Origin of the sequence: Empedobacter sp. GD03861, assembly GCF_029840885.1 — a bacterium.
Classification (GTDB): domain Bacteria; phylum Bacteroidota; class Bacteroidia; order Flavobacteriales; family Weeksellaceae; genus Empedobacter; species Empedobacter falsenii_B.
Window position 1 is genome coordinate 73,184 of record NZ_JAOCDJ010000006.1, and the last position, 12,806, is coordinate 85,989.

The following is a 12,806-nucleotide window of genomic DNA, read 5'->3' on the forward strand; positions in this document are numbered from 1 at the left end:
TATTCGTTTTAATGTATTACTTTTAAGCAACTTAAAAAATTAATACATGAGGAAATCTATTTTGATCTGCGGAATCATTTTTGGTTCTGTATTTACTCACGCACAATTAAAAACAGTGAAAAAAACTGACAATAAAGGATATACCTACGAAATGGTAGAAAATGATCCTTCGAATACAAGAATTTATACGCTAAAAAATGGTTTGAAAATCTATTTGGCTCAAATAAAAGACGAACCAAGAATCCAAACTCATATAGCTGTAAAAACAGGTTCTAACAACGATCCAGAAGACAATACTGGTTTGGCTCACTACTTAGAGCATATGGTTTTTAAAGGAACTTCTAAAATTGGAACACAAAATTGGGCTGTTGAAAAACCTTTGATCCAACAAATTTCAGATTTATACGAACAGCACAAAGCAGAAAAAGATCCTGCAAAAAAAGTAGAAATCTATAAAAAAATTGATCAAGTTTCGCAAGAAGCATCCAAATATGCTGTGGCAAACGAATACGATAAATTAATTTCATCTTTGGGAGCATCAGGAACTAATGCACATACATCTTTAGAAGAAACAATTTATCATAATAATATTCCGAATAATGAATTAGAGAAATGGTTAACAGTAGAATCTGAGCGCTTTAGTGAATTAACTTTACGTCTTTTTCATACTGAATTAGAAGCCGTTTACGAAGAGTTTAATCGTGCGCAAGATAACGACGGACGTTTGGTTTACTATAAACTAATGCAAACGTTATTTCCGAAATCTCATTACGGAACACAAACTACAATTGGAACTTCAGAACATTTGAAAAATCCATCAATGGTTGCCATTCATAATTATTTCAATAAATATTATGTAGCGAGCAATATGGCTGTGATGTTGATTGGTGATTTCGATTTTGATACAGCTGTTCCAATGATTGATAAATATTTCGGAAATTATGCTACAAAACCTGCTCCACAGCAATATGTAGCGAAAGAAGAACCGATAAAATCTATCGTAACAAGTGAAGTTTTTAGTCCATCTTCGGAGCGCGTTCAATTTGCTTATCGTTTTAATGGCGCAAATAGCGACGATGCAAAATATGTAACGTTAATTGATTATATCTTAAGCAATTCTACGGCTGGATTAATTGATTTAAATATCAATCAACAACAAAAAGCTTTAGGAGCTGGAAGTGGCGCTTCATTTTTCCGTGATTTGGGAATGCATTCTTTTTCGGGAACGCCAAAACAAGGTCAAAGTTTAGAAGAAGTTCGTGATTTGATTTTAGGTCAGATAGAAAATATCAAACAAGGAAAATTTGAAGATTGGATGATTGATGCCGTTGTAAATGATTTGAAAAAATCACGTTTACAATCGTGGGAAAATTCTCGTGCATTGGCAGCCAGCTTATATACTGCGTATATCAACGAAACGCCTTGGTCGAATGTGGTAAGTGAATACGACGATTTGTCTAAAATCACGAAACAACAATTGATGGATTTTGCGAAGAAAAATTACAATAATAATTATGTAATTGTTTACAAACGTCAAGGTGAAAACAAAGATTTGGTTCGTGTTTCTAATCCTGGAATTACGCCAATTCAATTGAATCGTGATGCTGAATCTCAATTCTACAAAGATTTCCAAAAAATTGAAACAAAAGATATTCAACCAGTTTTTGTTGATTTCAAAAAAGAATTGAACGAAAGTAAAGTTAGAAATACAGCGTTTACTTCGATCAAAAATAATACAAATGACCTAAGTTCTGTGTACTATATCTTGGATCTGGGCTCTGATCACAACAAAAAATTAGGTTTAGCAATCAATTATTTGAACTATTTAGGAACGTCTAAATATTCGCCAGAAGCGTTGAAAAAAGAGTTCTATAAATTAGGAGTTTCGTACAATGTAAATTCTGGAACAGACAGAAGTTTTGTTTATATCACAGGTTTACAAAAGAACTTAACAAGCGGAATCAAATTATTTGAACATCTTTTAAGTGATGCCGTTGCAAATAATGAATCTTACCAAGAATATGTGAAAACAATCTTGAAATCAAGAGAAAATTCAAAAAAGAACAAAAACGTGATTTCTTCTTTGTTGAACACTTATGCGCAATATGGACCAAATAATCGCTCGAGAGATATTATTTCTGAAGCTGATTTGAAAGCTATTGATCCAAAAGAATTAACGCAAATCATCAAAGATTTCTTTAATTACAAGCACCAGATTTTCTATTACGGAAATAATGAAGCGGAAACGAAAAAAGCAATTGAACAAAATCATAATTTCGGGAAAAATTTAGATTATCCTAAGAAAAAAGAATATCCACAACCAGCTACAGATGGCAAAGTATATTTTGCTCCTTACGATATGGTACAAGCGGAAATTAATTTCTTTGCTCGTGATACTAAATATGATCCAACTTTGTTGACATCTACAGGAATTTTCAATGAGTATTTTGGTGGAGGTTTGTCATCTATCGTTTTCCAAGAAATTCGCGAGTCTAAATCATTGGCTTATTCTGCTGGTTCTTATTACATTAATGCAAATAAAAAAGATAATTACAATTATGTAAGAGCTGTAATTGGAACACAAGCAAACAAATTGCCACAAGCTGTTGACGCAATGAAAGAATTAATGAATAATATGCCAAAAGCAGAAAATCAATTCAATAATTCTAAGCAAGCAGCACTTAAGCAAATCGCTACAAGTCGTTATACAAAAGCAAATGTGTTCTTTTATTGGTTATCATTACAAGATAAAGGTCTAAATTATGATATCAATAAAGATATTTACGATCAAACATCTAAATTAACATTAGATCAATTGGATCAATTTTTCCAAAAACATATCAAAGGTCAAAACTTCAATGTTGGTTTAATTGGTAAGAAAGAAAACTTAGATTGGCCATCTGTTGAAAAACTTGGACAAGTAAAAGAATTAACGTTAGAAGAGTTGTTTAACTACTAATAATCAAACACATAAAAACAAATAAACGCGTTTAGGAAATCCTACAACGCGTTTATTTTAAAAACTAACCAATGAATGAAATCACTCAAACACCAAATAAGGCTCAATTTCCATAAACTTTTCTTCACTTATTGCATAACATCTTTTCAATGTTTTTGCATCTTTAAAACTCCCACCTAACGAACGTTTAAAATTAAGAATCGTATTTACTTGTTTCTCTGTGAAACCGAGTTTTATCCAATCCTCATGACTCAAATTATTTGGATTAAACTTACCTTTTATTTCTATTTTTTCTGCTACTTTATCTTCACTTTTTGACTGTTCAACTTTTGGCTGCTCAGCTTTATAAATTACATTTTCAGGTAAATCAATATAAGATTCCATTTCTGCATATTTTTCATCCGAAATCATATAACATTTTTTCAATTGTTCTTTCGATTTAAACTGACCTCCCAAAATATTTTTATATTTCATAATTGAAGCAGCTTGTTTAGACGAAAAACCTATTTTTTGCCAATCATTTTCAGAATAACTATTTGGATTAAATTTTACATATTGAATCTTTTTGCCACTTTGTTTTTTCTCATTTTTTTCATCTTCCTTTGATTTTTCTGGTAACAAAATATACGTTTTCATCTCTGCATATTTCGCATCATCAATCACAAAACATTTCCTCAATTGCTCTTTCGAGGTAAACTTTCCTCCAACAATCTGTTTATATTTCATGATTATTTCTGCCTGTTTTGGCGAAAAACCAAGTTTTTCCCAGCCTTGTTGTGGCAAATCATTTGGATTGAAATTTTTGTAAACTATTTTAGTTTTTGGTGATGAATAATCTATAAAACTCGATTTAGATTGTTCTGGTAAAAGAACAAAAGGAGCTAATTCATTATACTTTCCTTCATCGATAACATAACATTTCTTAAGCTGTTCTTTCGATGTAAATTCTCCGCCAACAATTCCTTTATATTTCAAAATGACTTCGGCTTGACGTTCCGAAAACCCTAAATTCATCCAATCTTCTAAAGATAATTCGTTTGGGTTAAAGGGTTTGATTGAATCTTTTACTTGTTTATTTGAAGTAGAATTAAATGTATAATTTTTCGGAGTTTTTTGATAATTTGCTAGCAAAGCTTTATCTGCTTCTGATAATTGATATGTTTCTTTTTCAACTGAAATATGTTGAAAAATCTCAAATAACAAAATCAAAACAAATAATAAATACAAGCCAAATCTTTGCGATTTATTCAGGTAAAAAGTAGATTTTTTTAAATATTTCATCTTGGTTGGAAAAGAAGTGAAAATAATATCCTTATCAAACACTCACGATATCGAAAACGACATAACCATCAAATATTTAACAAATTAAGAAATCTAAAATTAATAAAAGGTTTTAAGTATTTGTAAATATTTTTTACAAATCAAAAACCGATTTTCGTTTGATAACAAAACAATCTTTTACCCAAAAAAAGAATAACATAATAAAATAACCAATAAAGGTTAAACCGAAAGTTGCAAAGGTTAAATAAATGAAAATCAAACGTAATTTTGCAACGCGAATTCCCAATTTGTCTGCAAATCGCGAAATCACATTAAACCATTCTGTTTCGGTAAAATTCCTAATTTGATCTTTCATTTAACGTAAAATTTGTTGTCCGATAGCGCAATTTAAACATTTTTTTTCGGAGCAATATCTTTTTTTAAGTTGAATTAATTGTTGAGAATCTTTTGCGGTTTTATTTTCAAAACCAATTCGTTCAAATTCATCTAAAATCGAGTTATTTTCCGCTTCCATTTCATTTAATAAATCCAAATAAAAATCAATTTCTACCTCATCTTTTTGTCGCTCAAAAGCATAACGAATCGGAATAATAGAATTGATGAGCAAATTATTTATTTTATCTTTTGAAAGATTTTTGAGTTGAAATTTTGATTCGTTCTTAAATGTATAATGCGTTTCCCAAAAAGAATTTAATTCCAAATTTTCGAAGATTTTATAAAATTCTTTCAAATTTTTTGGCTGAATAATTTCAGAAAACAAACTTTGATAATTCACATAAATCGATGCTAATTGCGCCAAACGAATCGTCGGAAAACCAATTGGTCGCATTTTCGAAAATCGGAACAAACTATTTTCAATTGATTCTAATTGATATTTATTTTTCAGGAATTGATATTCGTTTTTTAATTGCTTAGAATAATCATTCTCATAGTTTTCTTCTAAAAAACTGGCTTGTCCAAAAAACAAGGCTTCAACTTTTTGGGCATTAAATTGTATTTTTTGCAAAACTTTGAACGGAAAAGAATTTGCCCAAATCTCAAAAGTTTCTACATTAACTTTTAATCCAAAATTCTTTGCCAAACTTTTGAACAATGTTTCTTCCCAATTGGAATTATTGTGTTCTAAAATTTGTACAATATCGTTTGTTTTTTCTTCGAAACGTTCGATTAAAATTCGTTCAAACCAAAAAGAAAATTGCTTCAAATCAATTGAATCTAAAAATTCTTCACAATAAATTTTATCCAACTTAGAATTAATAATATTTTGATAATTAAAAACAATTTCCGGTTTTACAAAATCTTGTAAAATCAAAGTTTGTACATTACGTTGACGCAAAATATCAACTTCACAATCGTGATTCCATACAACATGCAAAATCACATTTTGATACGATAAATCATTTGAATGTTGATGAAAATTCCAATCCGAAGAATTGACATGCATTTCGACACTTCCAATCCACAATTTATCGCCAATGATGATTTCTGCTTCCAAAAAATCTGGCCCAGCATGATGGTTTAACTTTCCAACTTTCACAATTTCAATGAAATCTCCATGAAAAGTTTGTAAGCTTTGATGTGAAAATTGATTCAATTTCCAAATATGATGTAGAAAAATTTCTTTCATAGACAAAAGTTAATCAATGAATTATAAAAAATCATTAAAATAAATACTTATTTTTTTTAAATTAATTAAACGTTTGTTTAACTTTGCACGTTCAATTTTTATAAGATGAAATTAAGTGAGAAGCAAATAGAAATTTTGGGCGCGGCTGAACGAGTTTTTGGAAGACGAGGAATTGATGCTGCAAGTGTTCGAGAAATTGCAAAAGAAGCAAACATTAACATTGCGATGATTAGCTATTATTTTGGATCAAAAGATAAATTGGTCGAGAATTTATTTAGTTGGCGTATCACAACTTTCAATGAATCATTGGCTTCAATTTCACAAAATTCGACACTTTCTCCATTTGAAAAGTTACAGTCAATCCTAAAAGCTTATTTGAATAGAATTTTGGATAAACCTGAATTTCATCGAATTATGGCAAGAGAATATTCGAAAAGAGATTCAATTTTAGAAATTGATTGTAAAGTCAATGACTTAAAAACAAAAAATTTAGAATACATCACAAATATTATTAGTGAAGGATATTCTGAAGGCGTTTTTAAACGAAAAGCTCCTGCCGAAGCTGTTGTAATGGTAGTTATTGGTGGAACATCTTATTTGATTTTGAACGAAAAAACATATATGAAACAATGGGGATTATCTTCTCATGAAGAGTTTACAGAACATATTCACGAAGAATATTACCCTTATTTAATAGATTCTTTAAAAGCAATTTTACTATACGATAAAAAATAAAATTTTCTTACCGATTTGTTTAGTTGTTGCTACTTTCGCTCATGCGCAGGAAACCAACGTTTCTTTGCAGGAAGTTATTCAACAAAGTTTGCAGAACAACAAATCTGTGAAAGTTGCCGAAGCTGCTAAAAATACAAGTGAGTATAAAGTACAAAGCGCGAAAAACAATCGTTTACCAGACATTTCGTTGAGTGGACAATATATGCATTTGTTTACGACAACAAATGTAGACATCAAACTTCCGATGCAATCTTCTGGTGGAGGAATGGGAGTTGAACCGAACCAATTATTATTAGGACAAGCAAGTGCTTCTGTTCCTGTTTTTGCTGGATTTAAAATTAAAAATGCAATCAAAAGCAATGAATTAATGGTTGATTTATCAAACTTACAAATCGAAGCAACAAAAGAAAATGTGGTTTGGCAAGCTATTAATTTATATTTTGGATTGTACAAAACGCAACGTTCTATCGATGTGTTGAATGAAAACTTAGTGAGAGCAAATCAACGTGTGAAAGATTTTCAAAACTTTTTGGATAACGGAATCATCGCGAGAAATGATTTGTTGAGAGCAAAATTGCAAGCATCGAATGTGCAAGTTGCAATTGATGAAGCCGAAACGCAATACAAAAACATCAATTACCGATTGAATTTATTGACTGGACAAGACGAAAGTAAAATCGTTCATGTTGATAATGTAGAAACCTTGAAAACCATCAATCAAAATTCTCAAGATTACGTCAATCGTACAGATATTAAATCATATGATGTAAAAAATCAGATTGCTGATAGTCAAATCAAAATTGCGAAAGCAGCTTATTACCCTCAATTAGCGGTTTCAGCTGGATATATTGCGATGGATATTGATAAAGTTGCTTCGGTTACAAATGCAACAAATGTTGGTGTCGGATTGAAATATGATTTATCTTCTTTGTATAAAAATAAAGCAGAAGTTGAAATTGCAAAAGCTCAGAAATTAGAAAATGAGATGCAAAAAGAAACGACAATTGATAAAGCTAAAGTTGAAATGAACGAAGCTTTTCAAAAGTATGATTTAGCAAAAAAGAAAAATAATGTTTACAAAGAAGCTGTAGAACAAGCGAACGAAAACTACAGAATTGTAAAAGATAAAAATGACAACGGATTGGCTGATACAGACGATTTATTAGAAGCGGATGTACAACAATTGCAAGCAAAAATCAATCAAGTTGTCGGAGATGCTGACGAACAATTAGCGATCTACGAATATTACTATACTACAGGAATTTTATTAGAAAACGTACAATAACACCTCTCGATATGGAAGAAAATAATCAAGAAAAGAAAAAAATAAATTCAAAATTTATCATCGTTTTAGGAGCATTAATCATCCTTGGAGGTGGATATGGAGTTTATAAATATTTACACGGACAAGCGCACGAAATTACTGATGATGCACAAATTGAATCAAAAATAACACCTGTTATACCTAAAGTTTCAGGATACATTCAGAAGATTTTAGTAGAAGATAACCAAATGGTTCACAAAGGTGATACATTAGTTGTTTTGGATGGATCTGAATTTGCCTTGAAATTGCAACAATCGCAAGATGCTCTATTACAAGCAGAAGGTCAATTAGGAGTTGCTCACGCAGGTGTTTCTCAAGCTGGTGCAGCTATTGGAGTGACAGAAGCTGGTGCAGTTGCAGCAAATACAACAATCGAAACAGCTCAAGCAAGTGTTAATACAGCTCAAGCAAATGTAGAAGCAGCAAAAGTACAAGTTTGGAGAACGAAAAATGATTTTGATCGTTACAATAAATTATACCAAAATCAATCGATCACAAAACAACAATACGAGCAAGCTTTAGCAGCAAAAGAAACAGCTGAAAAGCAATTGCGAATTGTACAAGAACAATTAGGTGTTTCTCGTGCTCAATTAGCTTCTACAGCAAAACAAGCGCAAGCTACAGCAAAACAAGTGAACACTTCGAAAGCACAAGCTGATGCTTCAAAAGCACAAATTAAAGTTGCGGAAGCAGCAATTGGTCAAAGCAAAACAAACATCGATAATGCAAAATTATATTTGTCTTATACGTATGTAATTGCAGCTGAAGATGGACAAGTTTCTAAAATTAATTTACAACCAGGACAATTGGTTCAAGCTGGTCAATCTTTGTTTAATATTGTGACAACAAATAATATTTGGGTTGTGGCAAATTACAAAGAAACTCAATTAGAAAAAATTAGAGTTGGACAAGAAGCCATCATTAAAGTAGATGCATATCCAAACCACGAATTCAAAGCGAAAGTAACGTCTTTATCTCCTGCAACTGGTGCTAAATTTGCGTTATTACCTCCAGATAATGCGTCTGGTAACTTCGTAAAAACAGTTCAACGTCTTCCGATTAAAATCGAATTTATCGATCAAAAAGACGAAATGTTGAAAATGATTCGTCCAGGTATGAACGTGGAAGCTGATATTCTTTTAAAATCGAATACTTCTGCAAAGTAATAACACCTATTCAGAAAAATTATGGAAGAAAATAATTTAGTTGAATATGGTGCAAGACGTGTAATCATCACCATTACCGCCATCATGTGTGCATTGTTAGAGATTGTTGACACAACAATTGTTAACGTTGCGATGAATGACATGAAAGGTAGTTTGGGTGTCTCTTTAACTGATATTGCGTGGGTGGTTACCGCTTACGCAATTGCCAATGTAATTGTAGTACCGATGACCAGCTGGTTGTCGCAACAATTTGGACGACGCAATTATTTTGCGGCTTCGATTATCATTTTTACAGTTGCCTCATTTCTTTGTGGAAATGCAACAACGTTGTGGGAAATTATCTTGTTCCGATTTATTCAAGGACTTGGTGGTGGAGCACTGTTGGTAACTTCGCAAACCATCATTACCGAAAGTTATCCACCCGAAAAGCGTGGTTTAGCGCAGGCAATTTATGGAATGGGAGTTATTGTTGGTCCTACGCTTGGTCCGCCTTTAGGAGGTTATATTATTGATAATTGGTCTTGGCCATATATATTTTACATCAATATTCCGATTGGGATTACTGCTGTATTGTTAACGATATCATTTGTTCGTAGTCCAAAATATGCAGAGAAATCAAAACTAAGTCAAGTCGATTTCTTGGGAATTATTTTGTTAGCCATTGCTGTTGGATCGTTACAATATGTATTAGAACACGGACAACAAGACGACTGGTTCTCAGATTCGACAATTGTAACCTTGAGTATTGCAAGTTTCTTCGGATTCATTTTATTTGTTTGGCGAGAATTAGTTTTCAAACATCCGATTGTAAATTTACGTGTACTGAAAGATAGCAACTTGGCAGTTGGTACTATTTTATCCTTCATTTTAGGATTTGGATTATATGGATCGACATTCATTATTCCAATTTATACACAATCAATCTTAGGATGGACAGCGACTGATGCAGGTTTATTATTAATTCCTTCATCGTTAATGACCGCTTTCATGATGCCAATCATCGCAACAATGTTACAAAAAGGTGTACCACCAAAATATATGGTTGCAGGAGGATTCTTTATCTTTTTCTGTTACAGTTTTTGGTCATACAAAATCTTAACACCAGACACAGGTTCCGAGCATTTCTTCTGGCCTTTAATTGTACGTGGAGTTGGATTGGGATTGTTATTCGTACCTGTTACCACACTTTCACTTTCGAGCTTGAAAGGACAACAAATTGGTGAAGGAGCTGCCTTTACAGGAATGATGCGTCAGTTAGGAGGATCTTTTGGTATTGCGATTATTACAACATTTATTTCTCGTTGGACAGTTGGACACCGAACAAATTTAGTTTCGCATCTTGATACATCCGATTTTGATGTACAAAAACATATTCAGAATTTACAAATGAGCTTCGTGAGCAAAGGTTTTGCCCCAAATGAAGCATTAAACAAAGCCTACAACCTACTCGATTTACAAGTTACTAAACAAGCAACTGTATTAACGTACATGGATGTTTTCTTGTATTTGGGTGTAGTTTTCCTAATCTGTATTCCATTTATTTTGTTCTTTATCAAAAAAGGAGCAGGTAAAGTAATCAGTGCAGGACATTAATCAGAATAATTATTTTTAGTATTTCAGATTTTTTATAAATGTAAAATCCATCTCAGCTCTTGAGATGGATTTTTTGTTGAATTATTTATTTTAATTTATCAGAATTAGATTACTTTAGAATTTAAAATTCTCACTGTAACAAATACATTAAACACATGAAAATTAAAAAGATAAATATCCCAGAAGATATCACATCAAGTATTGGACTTGCCCAAATACAAATGGACAGATTAAAAGATATTGTTTTAATAGCTGGTAAAAATGGATCAGGTAAAAGTAGATTATTAAATCTTATTAAAGATAATTTAATAAATATACCAAATAGTACAAGACAAATAGAATTAAACAGAGATGTAAAATCTCATAAAGAGCAAATTAAAATTTATGAGAACTATTTGCAAATATCAGATGAAGAGATAATTCATAAATATGGAACAAGCCGCGAAGGTATTGTTAATAACTTAAAATATTATTATGAACAATTAAAAATAAGTGAATCAAAATTAATAAGTCTGGAGTATTTCGAGTTTGATAAAGATGAAGCTATTTCTGTTGTTTATTTTGTCCCGAAATCATTAAGATTAACCGATAGTTATACTATTTCAAAACGTGAAATTGATAATTATGCTAATAATATTTATGAAATTGGTATTGAATCCATTGCTAAAGGAGCTATTCCCGAAATAGATAGAGTCGTAAGGAGATGGATTACCGCATCCTCTGGAGTAAAAATTTCAGAAGAAGATAAAAACAAAGCAATTCAAGATTATGAAAAATTAAAAAAATATGTTAAACTATTTTTAAATACAGATTTAGAAAGTGATATTGATGGAAATCCTACAATATTTAATACTAGGATTGGTGAAGCAAACTTATCAGATGGGCAAACTATTTTACTCCAATTTTGTATGGCTTTGTATGCTCAAGAAATTAAATTAGATAATTTAATTATTTTTATGGATGAACCAGAAAATCACTTACATCCTGCTGCTCTTATAGAAGTACTTGACAAAATATCTTCTCAAGTAAGAAATGGTCAAATTTGGATTGCGACACATTCTATTAACGTATTAGCACATTTTGATCCTTCAAATATTTGGTATATGGAAAATGGTGAAATATCATATGCAGGTAATGTCCCTCAAAAAGTATTGAATGGATTATTGGGAGATGAAAGTGAAATAGATAAATTATCTAATTTTTTAGATTTACCAGCAAAAATGTCAATGAATAATTTTGCTTATGAAAGTTTATTAAATCCTGAAGTTGTTTTTACGGATAATACTGATCCTCAAACTAACCAAATTCATAAGTTAATTCAAAAAAAGATTGATTCGGGTGAAAAAATTAAAGTTTTAGACTTTGGCATAGGTAAAGGAAGATTACTTGCTTCAATTCATGAAAACGAAAGATTAAATGGTAGAAACGTTACTGATTGGTTAGACTTTTATGGTTTTGATATAACAGAAGAATATAAAGATGAATTAGAAGAATTATTTAAAGAAATTTATGGTGATTCTTCTACTAGATTTTTTAATGATAAAGCTAAATTAATTTCTTCTTTGGGTGAAAACACGTTTGATTTTATCATAATGAGTAATGTTTTTCATGAAATTGAACCAAAATATTGGATAAACTTATTCAATTCTCCAACTTCTGTTTTTAATACTCTGAAAGATGAAGGTGTCTTATTAATTATAGAGGATCAATATCTTGCTGTTGGTGAAAAAGCTCATGCAAATGGTTTTTTAGTATTTGATGAACTAGAATTTAAGAAACTCTTTAAAATAGAACAAGATGATGGATACATAACTACCGATTACAGAGGAGATGGTCGATTAAAATCTCATCATATCCCTAAAAAATGTATTACAAGAATTGATTCAAATTCTAAGAAAGTTTCATTAGAAGTTTTATTACAAAATTCAAAAGATAAAATAAAAGTAATTAGAGCTAAAGATTCTCCAACTTTTAAAGATGGTAAATTACATGGTTTTTGGAGTCAACAATTAGCTAATGCATCTTTAGTATTAGAAGAGTTATAATCTTATCAACATCACAAATAGAAATTAATTATATTAAAAACTCCACCTCAAACTAATGAGATGGAGTTTTTTTTAT

General features: G+C 30.9%; 9 protein-coding genes. 6 read left to right on the forward strand and 3 right to left on the reverse strand.

The genetic code is table 11. The annotated features are described in order from the left end of the window. Positions 1-46 precede the first annotated feature (46 nt). A complete protein-coding gene (locus N5D03_RS05060; RefSeq protein WP_280051079.1) occupies positions 47-2,959 on the forward strand; it encodes a M16 family metallopeptidase in 2,913 nt (970 codons plus the stop codon). Positions 2,960-3,040: 81 nt separating this feature from the next. On the opposite strand, the gene N5D03_RS05065 is transcribed toward N5D03_RS05060, so the two are convergent. From N5D03_RS05065 to N5D03_RS05075, 3 genes are all read right to left on the reverse strand, one after another. Then, complete coding sequence (locus N5D03_RS05065) at positions 3,041-4,240, reverse strand: helix-hairpin-helix domain-containing protein (protein WP_219033727.1); 1,200 nt, start codon at positions 4,238-4,240, stop codon at positions 3,041-3,043. Between the two features lie 133 nt (positions 4,241-4,373). Continuing rightward, positions 4,374-4,595, reverse strand: coding sequence for a PspC family transcriptional regulator (locus N5D03_RS05070; protein WP_125349608.1), 222 nt, complete (start codon positions 4,593-4,595; stop codon positions 4,374-4,376). Continuing rightward, a complete protein-coding gene (locus N5D03_RS05075) occupies positions 4,596-5,867 on the reverse strand; it encodes a DUF2851 family protein (RefSeq protein WP_125349609.1) in 1,272 nt (423 codons plus the stop codon). 105 nt (positions 5,868-5,972) lie between these two features. On the opposite strand from N5D03_RS05075, the gene N5D03_RS05080 reads away from it, so the two are divergent. The 5 genes from N5D03_RS05080 (at position 5,973) to N5D03_RS05100 (ending at position 12,730) form a co-directional block, all read left to right on the forward strand. Further along, positions 5,973-6,602, forward strand: a complete 630-nt coding sequence (locus N5D03_RS05080; protein WP_115001675.1) for a TetR/AcrR family transcriptional regulator — start codon at positions 5,973-5,975, stop codon at positions 6,600-6,602. Between the two features lie 64 nt (positions 6,603-6,666). Continuing rightward, entirely contained in the window at positions 6,667-7,887 is a 1,221-nt protein-coding gene (locus N5D03_RS05085) for a TolC family protein (protein ID WP_260392491.1), read from the forward strand. An 11-nt stretch (positions 7,888-7,898) separates the two neighbouring features. After that, the gene (locus tag N5D03_RS05090) at positions 7,899-9,092 is read left to right on the forward strand and encodes an HlyD family secretion protein (RefSeq protein WP_038332984.1); all 1,194 of its coding nucleotides are present in this window, start codon (positions 7,899-7,901) and stop codon (positions 9,090-9,092) included. 21 nt (positions 9,093-9,113) lie between these two features. Further along, positions 9,114-10,685, forward strand: coding sequence for a DHA2 family efflux MFS transporter permease subunit (locus tag N5D03_RS05095; RefSeq protein ID WP_280051080.1), 1,572 nt, complete (start codon positions 9,114-9,116; stop codon positions 10,683-10,685). A gap of 155 nt (positions 10,686-10,840) precedes the next feature. Continuing rightward, complete coding sequence (locus N5D03_RS05100) at positions 10,841-12,730, forward strand: AAA family ATPase (protein WP_280051081.1); 1,890 nt, start codon at positions 10,841-10,843, stop codon at positions 12,728-12,730. The last annotated feature ends 76 nt before the right edge of the window (positions 12,731-12,806 follow it).